Here is an 18925-nt window from a genome sequence, read left to right as displayed (position 1 = left end):
TCCTAAGAAGGTACTTACGCACGCGCATCACAACCTGTCACAGGAGACCAGTATATGAATTCGGATACGTATCAGCTCGATGAAACCGACCGACGTATCCTGCTGGCGCTTGATGCTGATCCACGTGTTCCGATCATGATGTTGGCGCAGCAACTGGGCCTAGCCCGAGGCACTGTTCAGACTCGCTTGGAACGTCTGGCCCACTCCGGTGCATTGCGTCCAAACACCGCTCGCATCCTGCCTGCATCCATGGGGCGCGGTGTCAGTGCTTTTGTCAGTGCTGAACTGAATCAGGCCAGCCTGAATGAAGCCATCGCAGCCCTTCGCCAGATCCCTGAGGTTTTGGAATGTGTTGCACCTGCTGGCGACACCGATTTACTGATTCGTGTTTCGGCGACGGATCCAGATGATCTCTACCGCGTCAGTGAAGAGATTCGACTGTGCCCGGGCATTACCCGTACCTCAACCTCAATGATTCTGCGCGACGTAATTCCTTACCGCACCACTGAACTGCTAAAGAAACTCAGCAAAGACAAGCACTAGTCTTCCAGCTCGTGGAAGAGTTCCCTGACTCGCTCAGCAATTTCATCTCGGATGAGATTCATGCGCTCAGCGCCGGTGATTCCATCTTCACTGGGTTCATAGGTCACCCAGCGTTCCGCGTTCACCGTCGGGGCAAGGTTCGGGTGCGCATCTGTACCTAAGATGATGACCCGGTCCACCTGATCCACAATCTGCGGATCAATAGGCTTCGGCGTTCCGCCTGACATGTCGGCCCCGGCCTGCGACAACGCGGCCACAGCTTCTTGATTGATGCCAGAGCCCGGATTAGTGCCAGCCGAATAGCTGGTGACTTTGCCGTCAGAAATATAGTCCATGAGCGCGGCAGCCATCTGAGATTTGCCGGCATTGCGTGAGCAGATGAAAAGCACCGAGTTAGCCATGAACCAATTGAACCACCCACGAAGAGTTTCGTGGGTGGTTCAATGCCAAAGATTCTTTTTGTAGTTACTTGATTGGCTTGTAGGTCTTGATGGTTTCTCCCTTGAAGAAGGATGGCTGGGTGATCCGCATGTAGATCATGACTACGACACCAAGCAGCAGAACTCCGACGCCAAGAATGAAGACCATTCCTACTCCCCCAATGTTGGATCCTGAACCGTAGTCGGGGTCCATCGACTCGAAGGCCGTGGCGAAGAACAACACCAGCAAAACCACGCCACCAATGAGTGGTGCCAGGAATTTGAAGATGACGTTTCTTGCACTGCTGAAGAGCTCTGCACGGAAATACCAAACGCAAGCCAATGCGGTCAGCCCGTAGTAGAAGCAGATCATCAGGCCAAGCGCGGTGATCGTATCCCAGAGGGCATTTTCAGAGACCAGACGGGTAACCACGTAGAACACTGCAGCTGCGGCAGCAGTAACAAAGGTAGCCACCGAAGGCGACATGAATCGTGGAGAGATCTTTGCGAAGCTGGTGGGCAAGGCCTTGTAGTAGCCCATGGCCAGCAAAGTACGTGCCGGGGAAACCATGGTGGACTGCAGCGAGGCTGCCGAGGAGGAGAGGATTGCCAAAGACATCAACAAGGCCAGCGGACCCATCACTGGACCGGAGAGCACAGCGAAAATTGATTCCTGATTTTCCGGGTTTCCAGCGCCTAAACCTGTGGTTCCCACGCCCGCCCAGTACAGCACACCGAGGGATACTGCTACGTACAGCGCCATGATCAGCAGAACAGTCCACGTCGCACCTCGGCCCGGAACCTTCTTAGGATCCGTGGTTTCTTCGTTCATGGTCAGGGTGACATCCCAACCCCAGAAAACGAAGATAGACAGTGAAATGCCGGCGGCAAAGGCCGAGAAACTCTCAACGCCAGCTGGGTTGAACATTTCCAAGGTAATCGGGGTTCGGTCAAAAGGTTGGTTCGAGGTAAAGGACATCACCGCGAACAGCAACAGCACCGCTACCTGGAACGCGACCAGACCGTACTGGAAGACCTTGGTTGCGTTCATGCCTCGATAGGAGATGAAGGCGGCAACAGCGATGAAGATCAAGGTAGTGGGAATGTTGATCCACAGATTGGTGGTCAGCTCAGCGATCTCGTCGTGACCGGTCAGTTGGGCCAGCAGGATGTAGAAGAAATCAACTGCGACAGCGGCCAGATTTGAAAGGACAATCACCGTGGCAGCCACCAGCCCCCAACCGCCCATCCAACCAATCATTGGTCCGAAGGCACGGGTAGCCCAGGTGAACGAGGTCCCTGAGTCGGGCATGGCATTGTTTAGCTCTCGGTAGCCCAAGGCCACCAACAGCATGGGCAAGAACCCTGCTAGCAAGATAGCTGGAAGACTGGTGCCTACTTCAGCCACCGTTGCGCCCAGTCCTGCGGTGAGGGTGTAGGCCGGGGCGATACTGGAAATTCCGATGACCACCAGGCCCATAACGCCTACGGTGCCCTTGGAGAGCCCTTTTTCGTGCAAACCGGTTTCAGCGGCTGCAGGATTAGAATCCTGCCTCAAGTCTTGCGACATGTTGGTTTACCTTTTGCTTTAGTGAGGCGATAAGTGCGTCGGTCAGAAGTACCGAGCCACCCTTCCTTCAAGATCTAAAAAGTGAAGCTAGTTGCCTGATCCCGGGTTAGGGATAACACCCATGGGCACCGAAAGCTTGCCAAGGATACGTTGGGCTTTAGGCCCGATAAAGAGCCTGCGGGCAGCCGCTAAGCGTGCTGAGCCAAGCAAGGCGAGATCGCCGTCTTGCCAGGAAAGCTGGCCAGTTGCTTCATCGAGGTTGCGCCCAACAACAACGTCAATAGTGGCGTCCAATTCCATGGACGCTGTCAGTTGCGAAAGGTAATCGCTGGTTGCCTGAACGTGGGCATCAAGATCCCGGTCTGGGTCTTGAACGTCGTAGGGCAAAACTAGGGTTGCTACTCGAAGTGGTACTGCGCAGGCTGTAGCAATTTGGGCCGAGAGTTCAATGACGTCTTTAGCTCCGGGCCGGTCCCCCACAAAGGCGGTCAGCCTGGTGAGCTTGCCGTTGGCAGCTCGCAAGGTTTCTATAGCAGTCGGTGAGGACATGAACACCGAAACTGGCGAGGAGTGCAACAACGCGTTGGCGATTGCCCCGGGCATGAAGAACCCTGCCCGGTGACGTTTGCGGCCGCCGAGCACGATGCCGTCAGCATCAACCTGTTGAGCCAGCGAAATCAGCCCTTCGGCCACGGAGGAGACTGATCTCGCCACCACCGAGGCCTGGATTCCTTCGGGCACCAGCGTCAGGGCGTGTTTTGCCCACTGGTCTACTTGAGCGGAGAGAATGGTTGAATATCCATGATCTCCACCCGGGTAGACAGCGCTAAAGGGTGCAGCAGCCGGAAGCACAATGGCAATGTGCAAGGACGCATCCGGGGTGGATGTAACAAGCGCGCTGGCCAGTTCGATAGCTTCGGCACCGCGTTCATCGGCGGTGTAACCTACAAGCAATTTCATGATTTAGGCGTTGACCTTATCTGCGGTAGAGGTCAGCGTCTGCACGCCATCGTAGTTCTCGTCGTAGCTGGTGCCATCAAGTTCTGCGATGATGCGTGCGGCCGAGCGGCGACCCATACGTACCGCGCCATCCACGTGCTGGTAGCCTTCGCCGGCCAAGTCCGAGGAGGAGAAATAGATTGGTCCGAGGTTATCGTTCTGGACTGGGCCAAAGCGGTGCAGGCCACCTAGGTCATAGCTGGTTGCGTAAGCTCCGCGGGTCCATTCTTCAGAAGCGAAATCCGAGAGGTAGAAGACCTTGGATCTAGCGCTTTCTCGCCAAGGTAGTCGGCAATGCCCTGCAGGATGGCTTCGCGACGTGCCTCATCGTCCAGTTCCCACATCTCGTCAGCTTTCAGATCCGAGATGAAGCCCACCAAGGTTCCGGTGCTTTCTCCGGTGTAGGTGTTGTCGTAGAGTTCCTGGACTAGTGCGTTGGGCCCGAAGCAGGTTCCCGACAGTCCATCTTCGCGCCAGAACGGGGTTTCGTAAACGGCGTGCACCTTGATGACCAAGCCCATGGACTGGTGCTGATGGGTGACGTGCTGCTTGCGTGGAAGCGCAGGAACGTAAGTGATTCGCGAGTACAGGTTAGGTGGAATTGCCACCACAACCTTCTTGGCGGACACGGTGACGGTCTCACCGTGAGCTACCACCCCGTCATCATTCCATTCCAGCTTCAGCACTGGGTTATTCAGGAATACGATTTCTTCACCCAGCCGCGCAGCAACCGTCTTGGATACGCCCTGCATGGTGCCAACGATGCGGCGGTCAAGGATGAAATCTTCATCAACGAGGTTGTCGAAGGATCCCGCCGAGGAAGCCATCAATACTGCTTGAAGTGCAGAGAAGGTATGGGCTGGTTTGGTGAGCATGCCACCGGCAATAAAGAGGCCGACGTTGTTGCAGGCTAGTTCGTCCGAGGAGTGCTGACGCAGGAAGTGGTGGAAGGAAACCATGTCCAGCTCTTGGGCCTGTGGGTGTTCCCATGGCTTGTCTGGATTCATTTGTGCGGCCAGTTCGTTCATGATGCCGATGAGCTTGTTCATTTCGGCCACGCTGTCTTCGGAGACGGGGAAGTCTTCGCCCTCATAAACGATGGCTTCACCCTGCTCGTTGAGGTAGACACTTTTGCCGGCCTTGTAGCGTTCAAAGGTTTCGATGCCCAACTCGTTGATCAGCGAGTAGAGACCAGTTTGATCGGGACTGATCCACTGACCGCCGATTTCGATGGTGGCTCCGTGCATCTGGTCGCTCCAGGTGCGGCCGCCCACACGATCTCGAGCTTCGAGTACGGCGACAGACTTGCCTGCTTTGTTCAGCTCGTAGGCTGCGGTCAGACCCGATGGGCCAGCGCCAATGACAACTACGTCGCGTTCCAGATGTTCCATGAAAAGCTCCCTCAAACAATAAAATGAATTCGGTTCATTTACTTGTCATATAGCATAGGGGAAGAACATCGAGTTGTGAAGCAACCCACGTCAGGGAGAGAACGAATGACAGAATCCGGAACCAGGCGCGCAGGGCGACCACGCAAGGCGGTGCTCAACAGGGAACGTATTACCGTCAACGCGTTGGAACTGGTTTCCGATGGTGGTTATGAATCACTAACAATGCAGCGCCTGGCCAAGTCATTAGGTGTTTCACCCTCGGCTTTGTATAACCATGTGGATTCAAAACATGATCTGATGCAGTGGATTCAGGAACTGATCATGGCAGATATCGATACGTCAGTTTTTGATACAGAACCACTGCGAAATGCCTTAGTTCTTTGGGCGACCAACTACCGTAATATTTTCAGTCGGCACATTCCGCTCATCCCCATTATTGCGGTGCTTCCAGTCTCGGATTCGCCACGCACCTTGGGCATGTATGAGCGTGTAGCTCAAGGTCTCAAAGACTTCGGACTGGCCGAGAAGACGATCATTCCGACCATTGTTGCTTTGGAATCTTTTATCTTTGGTTCGGCCATGGACACCGCAGCACCCCACGATATTTTTGATACCAGCAACCACCAAGATCTCACCCCACACTTCACCCAAGCGGTGGCGGCACAACGCGAAACACAGCTCAATACCAGCGATGATTCATTCCAGCGTGGTCTCGCGGCCATCATCGATGGGCTCTTAGCGACAGGAAAAAGCAATGACTGACCCGGAGCGCAAGCCCAGCCGATTCGCGCTAAACGCCAAGCAGATCACGGCCATCGCCTTGGTGATTCTCGCTCTGGTATTTATCTTGCAGAACCTGACCTATGTGCGTGTGGAGTTTTTCTTGATCCACTCCGCGGCACCACTATGGCTGGTCCTACTAGTAACCCTGGCGGTCGGCTATGTGATCGGATGGATTTCCAAGCGCCGAGATTAGTCTTCTAAGATTGCCCATTCTCCGACTTCTTCATTCTGCGAGTCGTAGACATCTTCTTGAGACCCCGGTTCCAGCGGATACATGGCCACGCGTTGCGACCAGTCCCCCAGAATCCGTTGAAGCTCTTCTAGCGGCTTGAGTTGCATGTTCTCGGTATCGAAGTTGACTTCCAAAACAAAACGCATGGCCTGCTCCTTGTTCGCCTAGTTCTGGTCATCCTATGCCTGCGGGTGAAGAAAAACGAGAGCTATAAGGCGTGCCGCGTTCAAAGTTTTCTGCCCACAAAAAGAAATGGCGAGCTCCCAAGTTATCTTGGAACCTCACCATCAATTTCGCACCGCAGGGTCTACTGAGCGCCACCCATATATGTCAGCGACTGGATCGCTTCGTTTCCGCCGACTTTGTACAGAGCCAAAACCAGTCCGCCAAAAACAATGCCCATCACAGCGCTGAAGCCAAAGGAAATCTTGATCAAAGAACGGACCTCACCGCGGCTCACTTCAGCTTCATCATTCAGGTACCGCACCGCACCTCGACCAAAGCTGGCGGCCGGGCTCAGTGATGGGGTGGAAAAGGTGAGCAAGTTGGATGCGGTATCCATCTGACCATCACGCAACACAGCAACAGTTGAACGGGTCTTACGATCCTGGCGAAGCTTAACGATGTTGGCACCGTGCCGTGCCAAAAGAATATCTTCGCCCAAAGGGATCGTTGCCATACCTGTTGCTCCTAGTTCATTTCCATCACGTCTTTCCAGCTATAACCATCATTTCTGAACCGTTTTAGCTGCGGAAGTCTTTTGTCGAGAACCACACACGCACTTGTGATGCAATCCGCACGGTTCTGGGGCTAAATCGAGTTTTTCGGTGACCGGGGACATAGCGCCAAAACAATTGACCTACATTTTTGTGGCAGCTTTTTGGCATGCAAAAGCCCCAGGCTGTTTGATCAACCTGGGGCCGAATGCTCTAACGATGAATCTGTTTAGACAGTTTTCAAATCGTTCTCATTGTTCTTGCGCTGGCGCTTGGCCTCGCGGATCTGCATGTTCAGATCATGGTTTGATAGGTCCTCAGGCGAGGCAATCCCATACTTATAGGCCTTGGCCACCAGAGCCTGGCGAATTTCTGTCTGGTGTTCTTGCTTGTAACGAAGAACCATCACGATGCTCACGATGGCCAAAACCGCCAGAGTCACCACGGCCGTTACGATTGTTGTTTCCAAATTCATTATCTTCTCGACCTCCCCATTCTTCAGTCGCTTCCGTATGTGGTCCATCCGTTTGGTCAAAGTAAATCTTTGACGGCCAGAGGACCGCGGTATTGCTAAGAGAAGAACAACAAGTTTAGCACATTTCTTCGAAGTAGGCCCATTGCGTGGATCACTCCTACGAAAATCTGCGGGGTACTTCGCCTGAGCTTAAGGCCTAAAATTCGCCACTTCCCTGCCCGTGTTCGAACACCAGAGAAGTTTGTGTGGTCGCAACGGCAGGATTAGCTGAAAGGTTATCAAGTACAAACTGTCGCACGTCGGCAGAGTTGCGCACCGCCACATGCAAGACAAAGTCATCGGCACCACCCAAGAAGAACAGCTGGCGCACCCCAGACTTGGAACGCATTTCACTAGCAAAGTTAGACATAAGATGTCGGGCGCCCGGGCGGATCTTCACAAAGATCAACGCCTCCAATTCGCGCCCCAAGACCTGCGGATCCACCTCGATGGTGAAGCGAGAAATCACTCCGGAATCGCGTAAAGCATTCAACCGTGCCAAACAGGTCGAAGCCGCGATACCGAGCTCCTGCGCCAACGAGTTATTTGTTCGCCGTGAGTTCTTGCTCAGCAAAGCTAACAGCTTGCGGTCGATTTCATCGAGCTGCACAGGACTATTCTCTGACTTGGATAAGTTCAGCGACATTTGCCGTACCTACTCTCAGTGTTCGCGGTTTGACCCACTCATCATACGGCCGGTCAGCCCTTTATTTCTGAAGGTTGTTCTGCATCCGGCGCCTGCTTCTCGCGCTCGCGAGTGCGCCAGCGAAGGACAACAAACGCGACTATGGCTAGCAGGACAATGCCTGCCACAATCCATGGCCAGTCCAACGCCAACCACGCGTAGAACACAGCCATACCAATACTTGTGTAAATCAAGGCCCACAATGCCGCGCCAAGTGCCACGGCCGGGACATATCGACGCAGTGGCATCTTACTTATCCCAGCAGAGAGGTTGACCGCGCTTTGCACACCCACAGTCAAGAAACTCAACGGAACCGCTAGTGCACCCCAGCGTTGGATGAACCTTTGGGCTTTGAGATACCCCGGAGCGTGAAGCCGCTTCTCAAAGCGGCTACGCTCCACACCCTTGGCAATCCCGCGGCCCACCCAGTACGTCGCGTTGCCACGAGTGAAGGCGCCAAGAAAGAAGAACAACAACGTCACCCCAAAAGGTGCGTCGTTGATCAACCACGAGATAGAGTCACCCAAGGCTATGGAACACACTTAATTTTTCGCACCAGCACTGCGCCAAGAAGCGAGACGACTACCGAGCAAAGGAATAAGGTCGGATAGCCACCAAGCCAAGTCACTGCCAGCCAAGCCACCAGCGGGGCGACCACCTGAGGCAAGGAATTGGCAATATTGATCATGCCAAGATCCTTGCCGCGTGAATCGGCTGTAGGAAGCACCTGCGTCAGCAAGGCGAAGTCCACCGCAAGGTAGGCACCAAATCCGATGCCTAGCAGCACCGCAGCAATCAGTGCCATGGCAAAGGTAGATGAGACTGCCATAACCCCTGCTGCACAGGCGACAATCACTGAAGAAATGATGACGTACTTCTTACGCTTACCATCGCGATCCGAAAGTTTTCCGGATATCACCGAAGAGAAAATAACGCAGAACGCATAGACGGCGGTCAGCACCAAAACACCCTGTGCCGGGTTTGGATGACCAATGGCGTCTTGCAGGAAGTACAAGAGGTAGACCAGGCACAGCTGGCTGCCGAGGTAGAGCAAGAACCGAGTCAGCCAGGCCCAGCCGAAGTCCTTGTGCTTGACCGGGTTGATCCAGAAACTTTGAGCAAACTGCAACGCCGTGATGGGTTCCAATGCTGCCTTGGGTAGCACCGAGTCCTTGCGCATCAAGACAAAAGGTACCGCGCAAATGGCCACAGCGATGGCGACTAACGCGTAGCCGAAGACTAGATCTCCAGCGGCAACCATGCCGATGACCGCACCGATGAGCGAACCGCAGGTTTGTCCCAACGCTACTAATCCACCCACAATGCCGCGTTGTTCTACCGGGACACGATCCGGAATGGCAGCAAAGATGGCAGCTACCGCAGCGTTTCCAGCAGCCTGCATCAAGGCCCAGCCAAGGACCAAAAGTCCCACGGTATGGGCCGTTGACATGAGCAACAGTGCGAGAGCCCCGCAGAGGGTTCCGCACAATACCCACGGAATTCGACGGCCAAATCGAGAGGTAGTGCGATCACTGAGCGCACCAAAAAGTGGATTAGCAACCATGGACACGGCCGCTCCCACGCCGGTCACCAAGGACAAGATGGCGCCCTTTTGACTAGCGTCCAGTTGCTCGGCATGCAGTCCGAGGAGCACCTGAATGGGGGCGAAGAAGCCGACATTGATACCAATGTGGACGGTGACTACCGCTGCAATCCAGCCGCGGCTCACTCGCTGGGTAGGCACCTGCAGAGCCAAAGGTAGCTTCGCTGGTTCGGCTGTGCTCATTGTCCGTTCCGCCCTAATTCGCGAGGTCCCACACTCGGGTCCTCCAATTCTTCAACGCTGAGCGAGGCAGACCGAGCGATCAGCCGCTTCACGGCCTTGGCCATCAGCCCACCATCAATCATGCTAGCTGCCACCAAAGCACCCTGAGCATTTAGCCCGAAGGTCACTTGGATCTTACCGCGACGGTTGTAACGATGAACGGTACGCACCGCTTGATCAAAATCGCCGACACTTTCCACATGCATCTCATGGCGGTCGGACCAGAACCACGGCACCGAACGCTTTACTGGGTCCGTGCCGAGGATGGTTGCTGCCGCTTGGGCCGCATCTTCCATAGCAGCTTCCCAGTGCACAGCCCGGCGAGCGCCCTGGTGCCGGGACGCATCCCCGATGGCCAGTACCTGTGGCTGTGTGATGGAGCGTTGCTGCGCGTTGACCACAATGCCGTTGTCCACGGCTAATCCCATGGAGGCAGCCAACGCGGTATCTGGTTGGACACCGATGGCGCTAACGATCAAGTCAGCTTCGATGCGCTCACCGTCCACAACTACATGATCCGCAGCGATGCTGCTTGTAGTTCCGGTGATGGTTCGAATGCCACGTTGTGCATGTTCAGCGTGTAGTTGTTCGGCCAAATCCTGGCCGAGCATGGCGCTTAGTGGAGCGTCATTATTAGAAATCAGGGTGACCTGTGCGCCGAGCATGCTAGCGGTGGAAGCAAATTCGGCACCAATCAGTCCGGCCCCGATGACCACCACTTGGAAGCCAAACATGGCCGAATCGATAATTTCTGCCAGTGCCACAGCGTCGGCCGCGGTGTGCAGCGTGTGTGCGTGTTCAGCCCCGGGCAGACTTAGCCGATTCGGCACGGTACCGGTAGCGAGGACAACCCAATCCGTTTCCGAATCTGGCAGTTTAACCTCGGTGATTGTTTCTTGGATGAGGTTGATACGGTGCTGCTGGTACCAAGCAACCGGAGCAAAGGGCTCAACCTGCAAGGCTTTACTCAGCGCCGGACGATCATAGGGTAAGCCCTGGGCGTCGCTGATCGTAATGGTACCGGCATACTGCTTTTGCACCAGTTCGCGCGCCAAGGTGTAACCGGCAACGCCACCGCCGATGATGTGGACCGAAGGCATTTAGACTTCGAGCTCCAAAAACCATCCACGACGTTCACCGTGTAGGTGCGCGCGTCTACCGTTGCTGGCATGCACTGCACTCGGCCGGTCTTTAGATCAAAGGTTGAGGAGTGAATTGGGCACTCCACCGAGCAGTCTTCAATCCACCCATCGGAGAGGGACGCGACCTCGTGGGTGCACTCGTCTTGAAGGGCATAGAAGTTGCCGTCTTCGGCATGGAAGATCGCAATGTCTTCGGTGGCACCGCTGTCCTTGGAATCTACCAGCAGGGATTCGCCTTCTGGGACTAGATCTACGGGACCGACTCGATAGCTCACGATGACTCCTTTAATGCTCAATACTGATCAGTCTCATCTTGTCATCTATTGATCGCCAGCACCTAGCTGGCAGATCACGATGACTGTGCTTTTCTGACTAGTTCCCAAAGCCGTAGCGCGAGACCAGCTCCTGCAGGGCATGATCGGCGGGTAGTTGCGCCAACAGTTGCACTCCGTCCAACCCTGATCCGGTGACAGACTGAATCTGCACTCCGGGGTGTAGTCGGTGCAGCTCCGTCTCGAAGGCAGCTTTCAGATACTCACCTTCAAACACACCACCGATTGCGGCTACTGGAACGTTCCCGTCGCGCTTCTCTAAGCCGACGCGCCGCAAGGCTGTGGCAATCGAATCAGCCAGTTCCTCTCCGGCTCTGCGACAGATCTGTGCAGCAATGGCATCACTGAAGGCAAGTTCGGCAACGGTGGTAGCAAAGGAGGCCACCGTAGAAACCCTGTCGGGTAGTGCTTGTAAGTCAATGTAGGCCTCGGATAGATCGGGCCAACGTTCTTGCGCAGCAGCGGTGAGTGCGGTGGCTTGTCCGCGTACGTCAAAGTCACGCATCACTGCGATGAGTGCTTGCTGGCCAATCCAGTAACCACTACCGGCGTCGCCCATAATATGGCCCCACCCATCAACTCGGGCTACGCTGCCAGGGCCAACACCGAGGGTTACCACTCCGGTACCGGCAGCAACCACGGCGCCGTGTTCGTTACCCAGGGCCCCGAGGTAGCTGGTGACCGAGTCATGGGCCAAGGCAACACGTTCAACTGTGGCTGAGTCGATCAGCTTGAAGAGTTGATGTGCGTCGTGTTCTTCTTTGACTAACCCGGTGGTGCCTACGGTTACCGTGCCAATGTCCACCGTGCTTGCTGCGATGAACTCATTGATCACGCGCGCCAACTGGGGCAGGACCGGCTCGTCGGTTTGGACACCAGAGAATTTCGAGTCAGTGCGCTTACCATCAAATTCAAGACGAAGTTTGATCCCGCTTTGCCCACCGTCAACGGCCAATAATCCAGTTGTCATCTACCTGCTCCTGTTTGTGCTTGGTTTTCAGATTACTTTGAGAACCCGTCCGGGTGCCCCAAGAGCTCGCATTTTTGGACCGAGGACTTCGCTGCGAGTCACGCAATCGTCAGGTGAGCAGTCGTAACTACTTGACGTAGCATCCTCAGGAAAATCACCGCACCGATTACTCAATGAATTAGGCAATGAATCATAGACCCGCTTCTCCGCGCTAGAAGTCGTCGAAACTTTCACTTTATTCTCGGCCTGACCCACGGTACGTCTCGAATAAATTCCATGAGTCACGAAAAATAGTTAGGCGTTTGCCGTAGTCAGCGCGAATCTGAAATTTTTAGAACACCTTATCGCGCAAGTAACTGGCATTCATTTTTCGAAGCCTTGAAAATCGTTGGATTCCCTGCAGTGAAAGTGTGAAGTGAGTTTTTAGCACATGCAGGAATGTAAAAGATTTATTTGAGAACTACTTCCTTTCTGGATATCGCAGGCGCTACGCTCCATATCGGCACACCCCATTTCGCTTGATCACCGAACCTTGTGCGCCCAAAACCCACTAAGGAGAACATCAATGGCACGTTTTTCTACCCCACTTCGACGATCCTTGGCTGCGTCCACCGCAGTTGTGATCGGTTTGGCCGGCTTAGGGGCCGGCGCAATGCCCGCCTCAGCACAGCCCGTAACGGCACCGGCAGAAAAGTCCGCTCCCGCACCAAGCAACGATGCGAAGGTTACGATCGGTTCACCCCAGTCCGGTGAGTCCTACGACCAGTTCATCGTCACTTACAAGGTGTCAACCCAGAGCGCCGACAAGCAGGGCCGGGCCAAGGCTTGGGGCAATGCAGCCAAGGAGGCCGGAGTTTCGGTCAAGGAACTGCGCGCCATGGCCACCGGAGGTTTTGTTCTCAAGGCTGACAAGAAACTCAAGGGCGCCGACGCCGAAGAGTTTATGGCAGAAATTGCCAAGTCTGGACTGGTTGAAGCAGTCGAGCCTGATGCCCTGATGGAGATCTCCCTATCGCCCAACGACACCCGCTACAGCGAACAATGGGACTTCCACGGAACCAACGGCATGCGTATCCCTTCTGCGTGGGACATCGGCACCGGCACCGGCAGTATTGTGGCCGTCTTGGACACCGGAATCACCTCCCATACGGACCTGAACTCCAACGTGATTTCAGGCTATGACTTCGTTTCCAGCTCAACTTCGGCGCGTGACGGCAACGGCCGAGATTCCAACCCACAAGACCAGGGCGACTGGTACGCAGCTGGCGAATGCGGCAGCAGTTACGCCGGAAACTCCTCATGGCACGGCACCCACGTAGCTGGCACCGTCGCGGCAGTCACCGGCAACTCCAGCGGCGTCGCCGGAGTTGCACCCAACGCCAAGATCCAACCGGTACGCGTCCTAGCGAAGTGCGGTGGCAGCCTCTCGGATATCGCAGATGCGATCATCTGGGCCTCCGGTGGCACCGTGTCTGGCATCCCAGCCAACTCGACCCCGGCTGACACCATCAACATGTCGCTCGGTGGCGGTGGAGTCTGCGGAACCACGTACCAAGCAGCTATCGATAGCGCAGTCTCTCGTGGAACTTCCGTAGTGGTAGCGGCAGGTAATGAAAGCCAAAACGCTTCGAACTCACGCCCAGCAAACTGCAACAACGTGATTACGGTAGCTGCCAGCAACCCATCGGGAGCACCGTCGTATTACACAAACTACGGCTCTGCAGTTGACGTGACCGCACCTGGTGGCGACACCCGCTACGCAGGTCAAGGCATTCTTTCCACTATCAACACCGGCACCACCACCCCATCAAGCCAGGGTTACACCTTCTACCAAGGCACTTCCATGGCTACACCACACGTGGCAGGAATGGTGGCTCTGATGAAGTCCGTCAGCCCATCCATGTCCCCTGCTCAGGTGGAAACCGTGTTGAAGAACGGCACCCGCGCTATGCCAGGCGGTTGCAGCATCGGCTGTGGTGCAGGCTTGGTCGATGCCACGAAGATCATGACAAACCTGGGTGGAACCACCCCGGAGCCAACTCCCGAGCCCAGCGGCAATCTGCTGAAGAACCCAGGCTTTGAAAGCGGTGCCGACTCCTGGACCGCCAATCGTGCCGACACCTTTGAAACCGGAACAGCTGCTCGCACCGGCAACGGTTTGGCCGGTCTCAACGGATGGGGTACAGCAAGCACCTACACCCTGGATCAGCAGGTCGCCATTCCTTCTACTGCTACCACTGCAGATTTGAAGTTCTACCTGCGGGTGCTGACTGACGAAACCACTGCGTCTACCCAATACGACAAGCTCACCGTTCAGGTACTCGATGGTTCAAGCACCTACAACGTCGGTACATGGTCAAACCTCGACGCAAGCTCGTCCTACGCGCAGAAAAGCATCAACCTGAACAACTACCGCGGCAAGACCGTCACCTTGCGTTTCAGGGGTGTTGAAGACAGCTCCCAGGCAACAACCTTCCGCATCGACGACACCTCGCTAGCCACCAGCTAGTCCTCTAAAGAAGTATCAAGAACCAAAAAATAGTGAAGCCGGTCAGCGCCGGCTTCACTATTCTTGTATTCAAGACTTGGCTCCCACTGCCCCTTGAGTTAGGCAGAAACTGCCAGTCCGGCTTCCGCGGCCGATTCGACCGGGAAGTGGCACTCCGCGAACTGTTGCCCGGCATTGACGCTATCGCCGGGCATGCCCAACAAGATCTTGCCACCAGCTTCGCGGGTTCGGCTTTCCGGTCGCTCTGCCGAGCAGATCGGCTGCGCCTTCCAGCACCGCGTGCGGAATCGGCAACCCGAGGGCGGATCTAAAGGAGAAGGCAATTCACCCTGAAGCACTATGCGATTCACGGGTCGTAGCGCAGGGTCCAACTTTGGCGAGGCCGACATCAACGAGGCCGTATAAGGATGCAGGGGTGAATCGAAGACCTGCTCGGTAGACCCGGTTTCAATAATTCGTCCCAGATACATGACAGCCACTCGGTCCGTCACGTGGCGAACTACAGACAGGTCATGGGAAATGAAGATATAGCTGACGCCAAGTTGCTGCTGAAGATCGTTGAGCAGATTTAGCACCTGAGCCTGTACCGAAAGATCCAAGGCAGAAACTGGTTCGTCCAAGATGATCAAATCCGGACCCAAGGCCAAAGCGCGAGCAATACCAATGCGCTGACGCTGCCCGCCGGAGAACTCCTGCGGTGATTTATCAGCATCGGTGGCGCGCAGTCCCACCAAGTCAAGCAGTTCGTTCAAGCGCTGCTTTCGAGTTGCAGCGCTGGGATACAGATCTTTGTGGGTAGCAAAAGGTTCGGTGATAATTTGCCCGGCGGTCATTCGTGCGTTCAGCGAGGCAAAGGGATCCTGAAACACCATTTGCACCCTACGCCGCCATGCCAGCAACTGCTTGCCGCGCAGCGCAAAGGGGTCCTGCCCATCAAAACGCACCGTCCCACCATCGGGCTGCTCCAGCATCATCAGGGTACGAGCTAGCGTTGATTTTCCGCAGCCTGACTCCCCAACCAGGCCTAGGGTCTCTCCGCGTTTTACGCTCAGATTGATTCCGTCTAGTGCCTTGAGCTCTCGTGTTCCCGCGGCGCCGGAGGCCACATGAAATGTCTTGGCAAGATCTTGAACTTCAAGAACAGTACTCATTTTTCATCATCTCCTACAGCAAGACGTTCTTCAGTGGTTTGGCTCGTGGCGACCTGCTCAGCAAAATGGCAAGCAGCACTCTGCCCCGGGCCGGTTTCACGCAGGGCCGGACGTTGCTCGCGGCAGACGGCCGCAACCAACGGACAGCGGTCCTGGTAAACGCACCCCGAGGGAATCTTGCTCAGTTCTGGTGGACTGCCCGGGATGGAATTCAGGCCTGCTCCGCGCTGCGAATCGGTGGGGACGGAAGAAAGCAAACCTTTGGTATAAGGGTGCGTTGGCCGAGTGAATACGGTGTCAACGCTTCCTTGTTCCACCACATTGCCTGCATACATCACGCACACGTCATCAGCTTCTTCAGCAACTACAGCGAGGTCGTGGGTAATGAGCACCACCGCCATATCTTCTTGCTCGCGAAGATTTCTCAACAACTGCATGATCTGCGCCTGAACGGTGACATCCAGCGCCGTTGTTGGTTCGTCAGCGATCAACAAGTTCGGGCTCAAGGCCACAGCCATGGCAATCAGAATTCGTTGGCGCATGCCACCGGAGAACTGATGCGGGTAGGAATTAACCCGTGTCTCGGGTTCCGGGATACCAACCCTGCGCATTAGTTCAATGGCCTCAACTTTGGCCTGTTTTCTGCTGGCCCCACGGTGGATTCTGAATGCTTCTCCGAGTTGGGTTCCAATGGTGTACACCGGGTTGAGCGCGGCAAGGGCATCCTGAAAAACAATCCCTAGCCCTTCTCCCGCCGCTTTCCGGCGCTGCTTGGCAGTCATGGAAAAGAGATCTTTTGAATCAAGACGCGCAACGCCTCCCGCAACGGACGCCACCGGATCAAGCAATCCGGCGATAGCCTTTGCCGTCATCGATTTACCGCAGCCAGATTCCCCAGCAACGCCAACGTTTTGCCGCGACGTGCGCTGAAGCCGACCTGGCTCACCACACGGACAATTCCTTTGGGTGTGCGAATGTCGACATCCAAACCTTTGACTTCAAGAACGGCCTGGTCTGCTGACTGGGTGCGGGAGGTTGGTTCAAGTATTTCGGTCATCATTTGTCGTTGCCTTTCTTGGTCTGCATCTTTGCAGCCTGGCGTGTGGCCTTTTCAAACGCCTTGGTACTTTTACGGTCCAGTTCCAGGCGCCAGCGTTGGGCTGGATCCGTAGCAATACGCATCCATGCAGCAAGCACGTTGGCGGCTACCGCGGTGAGCACAATGGCTAAACCGGGAAGGATGGATAACCACCAGGCGGTCTGCAGATATTGCCGGCCTTGGGCAACCAACAGTCCCCAAGAGACGTCTGGTGGCTGGATACCAATTCCAAGGAATGAAAGTGAGGACTCGGCGAGCATGACAAAACAGAATTCCAAAGTAGCCAAGGTTAACAGTGTCGGAGTGACCACTGGAATGACGTGGCGAACAATAATCGCGTTGGGATTTGTTCCGAAGGTGCGGGCTGCATCCACAAAAGTTCGTGACTGCAGTTCGGCCGATTCTGCTCGTGCGGTACGAAGGTAAATCGGGATGCGAGTGATCGCCAGGATCAGCACGATATTTGCTGCCGAAGGGCTGAAGACAAAGAGCACCACCACAGCCAGCAACAATGAAGGGAAGGACATGATGATATCTGCGATGCGCATGGAAATGGCTTCGCGACGTCCACGGTGGTAACCCGCCCAGACACCCCACAATGAGCCAAGGAGCAGGGCCACCAATACTGCAGGAACGGCAACTAGGAGTGTTGTTTGGGTGGCAACCACAATGCGGGCCAGTACTGAACGGCCCAGAGAATCCGAGCCTAGGATGTAAAGCCATCCGTTGGCCGGGTCAAAAGGTGCCTTATTCATGAACATCAAGTTCTGCGCTGTGGCGTGTTCACCCATCAGTGCGGGACCAAAGATCGCGGTGAGCACCACCAAGCTGAGGAAAATTGCAGCCACCGTGGCGAATCTGTCGCGTAGCAACATGGTGAACATCGAAACACGACTCTCACTTTGAGTCTTCGCCTTGCGCCGATTCTTCGGCTCGGGACGTTCATCCTTAGCTGGCGGTGCCATCTCTAGTGCTGACATCAGTGATTCCCCCTCGAAGATTCGCTCGTGCTCAGCGCTGGTCCAACTGGCGCCAGCGTGCGGTTTTCAGATCCTTGGGTTGGACCTTGAGCGGCGCGTGCCTTGCGACGTTGACGTGCGCCGGCGCTTGGCCGGACCCGAGGATCTAGTAGCGCGTAGCCAAGATCAATCAGGATATTGAGCACAAAGATGGCCACCGCGGTGAGCAGCACACAGGCTTGGAGCACTGCAAAGTCTCTTTGCAAAATTGAGTCGATCATGAGCTTGCCGATTCCCGGCCAGCCAAAGATCGTCTCAACCACCACGGCACCGTTGACCAGTCCAACGGTCAGGTCCCCTGCCACCGTCAGCCCAGGGGCGGCGGCGTTGCGCAAGGCATGCTGGGCAATAACCCGATACTCGGTCGCGCCTTTGGAACGTGCCAGTTTGATATACGGTTCAGATAACGCCGAGACCATGGCCCCGCGAATCACCTGGACCAGCGTGCCAAAGGGGCGCATGACCAAGGTGGCTACGGGCAGGAACCAGGCTGCTGCACCGACTACACCGGAGGTTGGAACCACCCCTAGCGTGATGGCAAAAACCCAGATGCCTACGATGGCCAACCAGAAGTCCGGGATCGAGGCAGCGGTCATGGAGATGAAGGAGCTGCAACGATCCAGGATGCCGTTGGGCTTCATCGCAGCGGCCGAGCCAACGATGAGCGCCAAGATGATGGCGATGATCATCGTGGTGGCCGCCAGCTGCAGGGTTGCCGGGAAGGCCCGCAGCGCCATCTGCGCAGCGTCCTGTCCGGTGCGCATGGACGTTCCAAAATCGAAGCGGAAGATCCCACCGAAATACTGGGCCATCTGCACCCAGATCGGTTGGTCTAGCCCGTTTCGTGCAGCGAATTCTGCGCGCATTGTGTCAGTGGCATTCAGCGGTAGATACAGTGCTGCCGGATTACCGGTCATTCTGGCCAGCGCGAAGACACCAACGATGACAACCACCAGTGGCAGCGCCGAGGCGATGATTCTTTTACGCAAATAGGTAAGCATGTTGCTGTACTTTCAGTTGCCGTTG

At 55.6% G+C, this 18925-nt stretch carries 20 protein-coding genes and 2 pseudogenes; 4 read left to right on the top strand and 18 right to left on the bottom strand.

Going from position 1 to position 18925, the window contains the following annotated elements; all coding sequences use genetic code 11:
- Positions 1–54: 54 nt before the first annotated feature.
- Positions 55–543: an Lrp/AsnC family transcriptional regulator gene (locus N6V40_RS05840; protein ID WP_131089127.1), complete on the top strand. Its 489-nt coding sequence runs from the start codon at positions 55–57 to the stop codon at positions 541–543.
- On the opposite strand, the gene N6V40_RS05835 is transcribed toward N6V40_RS05840, so the two are convergent.
- The 4 genes and pseudogenes from N6V40_RS05835 to N6V40_RS05820 form a co-directional block, all read right to left on the bottom strand.
- Positions 540–944, bottom strand: coding sequence for an arsenate-mycothiol transferase ArsC (locus N6V40_RS05835; protein ID WP_131089128.1), 405 nt, complete (start codon positions 942–944; stop codon positions 540–542). The two genes, N6V40_RS05840 and N6V40_RS05835, sit on opposite strands and share 4 nt — an antisense overlap.
- Positions 945–1008: 64 nt before the next feature.
- Positions 1009–2532 (bottom strand): APC family permease, encoded by a 1524-nt coding sequence (locus N6V40_RS05830; RefSeq protein WP_131089129.1) that lies wholly within the window; start codon positions 2530–2532, stop codon positions 1009–1011.
- An 87-nt stretch (positions 2533–2619) separates the two neighbouring features.
- A complete protein-coding gene (locus N6V40_RS05825) occupies positions 2620–3492 on the bottom strand; it encodes a universal stress protein (protein ID WP_262199375.1) in 873 nt (290 codons plus the stop codon).
- Between the two features lie 3 nt (positions 3493–3495).
- Positions 3496–4922: pseudogene (locus tag N6V40_RS05820) on the bottom strand (flavin monoamine oxidase family protein).
- A gap of 105 nt (positions 4923–5027) precedes the next feature.
- Between N6V40_RS05820 and N6V40_RS05815 the strand changes: the two are divergent.
- Positions 5028–5684, top strand: a complete 657-nt coding sequence (locus N6V40_RS05815; protein WP_131089132.1) for a TetR/AcrR family transcriptional regulator — start codon at positions 5028–5030, stop codon at positions 5682–5684.
- Complete coding sequence (locus tag N6V40_RS05810; protein WP_131089133.1) at positions 5677–5898, top strand: LapA family protein; 222 nt, start codon at positions 5677–5679, stop codon at positions 5896–5898. Before N6V40_RS05815 ends, N6V40_RS05810 begins: the two co-directional genes overlap by 8 nt.
- Here the strand turns inward: N6V40_RS05810 and N6V40_RS05805 are convergent.
- From N6V40_RS05805 to N6V40_RS05765, 9 genes and pseudogenes are all read right to left on the bottom strand, one after another.
- Positions 5895–6083, bottom strand: coding sequence for a hypothetical protein (locus N6V40_RS05805; RefSeq protein ID WP_131089134.1), 189 nt, complete (start codon positions 6081–6083; stop codon positions 5895–5897). The two genes, N6V40_RS05810 and N6V40_RS05805, sit on opposite strands and share 4 nt — an antisense overlap.
- Before the next feature lie 161 nt (positions 6084–6244).
- Complete coding sequence (locus N6V40_RS05800) at positions 6245–6616, bottom strand: hypothetical protein (RefSeq protein ID WP_131089135.1); 372 nt, start codon at positions 6614–6616, stop codon at positions 6245–6247.
- Positions 6617–6882: 266 nt separating this feature from the next.
- Positions 6883–7122 carry a hypothetical protein gene (locus N6V40_RS05795; protein WP_262199374.1) on the bottom strand — a complete coding sequence of 80 codons (240 nt, stop codon included), beginning with the start codon at positions 7120–7122 and terminating at the stop codon, positions 6883–6885.
- Positions 7123–7324: 202 nt separating this feature from the next.
- On the bottom strand, positions 7325–7813 hold the full coding sequence (locus tag N6V40_RS05790; RefSeq protein WP_131089137.1) for an Lrp/AsnC family transcriptional regulator: 489 nt from the start codon (positions 7811–7813) through the stop codon (positions 7325–7327).
- 53 nt (positions 7814–7866) lie between these two features.
- Positions 7867–8379 carry a DedA family protein gene (locus tag N6V40_RS05785; protein ID WP_262199373.1) on the bottom strand — a complete coding sequence of 171 codons (513 nt, stop codon included), beginning with the start codon at positions 8377–8379 and terminating at the stop codon, positions 7867–7869.
- 2 nt (positions 8380–8381) lie between these two features.
- A complete protein-coding gene (locus N6V40_RS05780; RefSeq protein WP_262199372.1) occupies positions 8382–9638 on the bottom strand; it encodes an MFS transporter in 1257 nt (418 codons plus the stop codon).
- Positions 9635–10777 (bottom strand): NAD(P)/FAD-dependent oxidoreductase, encoded by a 1143-nt coding sequence (locus N6V40_RS05775; RefSeq protein WP_262199363.1) that lies wholly within the window; start codon positions 10775–10777, stop codon positions 9635–9637. The genes N6V40_RS05780 and N6V40_RS05775 overlap by 4 nt, the downstream gene beginning before the upstream one ends.
- Before the next feature lie 80 nt (positions 10778–10857).
- Positions 10858–11094: pseudogene (locus N6V40_RS05770) on the bottom strand (Rieske 2Fe-2S domain-containing protein); the annotation flags it as partial.
- Positions 11095–11191: 97 nt separating this feature from the next.
- Positions 11192–12121 (bottom strand): N-acetylglucosamine kinase, encoded by a 930-nt coding sequence (locus tag N6V40_RS05765; protein WP_262199362.1) that lies wholly within the window; start codon positions 12119–12121, stop codon positions 11192–11194.
- 565 nt (positions 12122–12686) lie between these two features.
- On the opposite strand from N6V40_RS05765, the gene N6V40_RS05760 reads away from it, so the two are divergent.
- On the top strand, positions 12687–14630 hold the full coding sequence (locus N6V40_RS05760; RefSeq protein WP_262199361.1) for a S8 family serine peptidase: 1944 nt from the start codon (positions 12687–12689) through the stop codon (positions 14628–14630).
- 98 nt (positions 14631–14728) lie between these two features.
- On the opposite strand, the gene N6V40_RS05755 is transcribed toward N6V40_RS05760, so the two are convergent.
- Genes N6V40_RS05755 through N6V40_RS05740 form a run of 5 tightly spaced genes read right to left on the bottom strand, consistent with a single transcriptional unit; the run spans position 14729 to position 18900 of the window.
- The gene (locus N6V40_RS05755) at positions 14729–15781 is read right to left on the bottom strand and encodes an ABC transporter ATP-binding protein (RefSeq protein ID WP_262199360.1); all 1053 of its coding nucleotides are present in this window, start codon (positions 15779–15781) and stop codon (positions 14729–14731) included.
- On the bottom strand, positions 15778–16653 hold the full coding sequence (locus tag N6V40_RS05750) for an ABC transporter ATP-binding protein (protein ID WP_315973779.1): 876 nt from the start codon (positions 16651–16653) through the stop codon (positions 15778–15780). The genes N6V40_RS05755 and N6V40_RS05750 overlap by 4 nt, the downstream gene beginning before the upstream one ends.
- Positions 16650–16841 carry a hypothetical protein gene (locus N6V40_RS17295; protein WP_315973778.1) on the bottom strand — a complete coding sequence of 64 codons (192 nt, stop codon included), beginning with the start codon at positions 16839–16841 and terminating at the stop codon, positions 16650–16652. The genes N6V40_RS05750 and N6V40_RS17295 overlap by 4 nt, the downstream gene beginning before the upstream one ends.
- On the bottom strand, positions 16838–17860 hold the full coding sequence (locus N6V40_RS05745; RefSeq protein WP_131089145.1) for an ABC transporter permease: 1023 nt from the start codon (positions 17858–17860) through the stop codon (positions 16838–16840). The genes N6V40_RS17295 and N6V40_RS05745 overlap by 4 nt, the downstream gene beginning before the upstream one ends.
- Entirely contained in the window at positions 17860–18900 is a 1041-nt protein-coding gene (locus N6V40_RS05740) for an ABC transporter permease (protein ID WP_262199357.1), read from the bottom strand. The genes N6V40_RS05745 and N6V40_RS05740 overlap by 1 nt, the downstream gene beginning before the upstream one ends.
- Between the last annotated feature and the right edge of the window lie 25 nt (positions 18901–18925).

The sequence above is a fragment of the Glutamicibacter sp. M10 genome, from assembly GCF_025452055.1.
GTDB lineage: Bacteria > Actinomycetota > Actinomycetes > Actinomycetales > Micrococcaceae > Glutamicibacter.
This window is presented reverse-complemented; position numbering and strand designations above follow the sequence as displayed.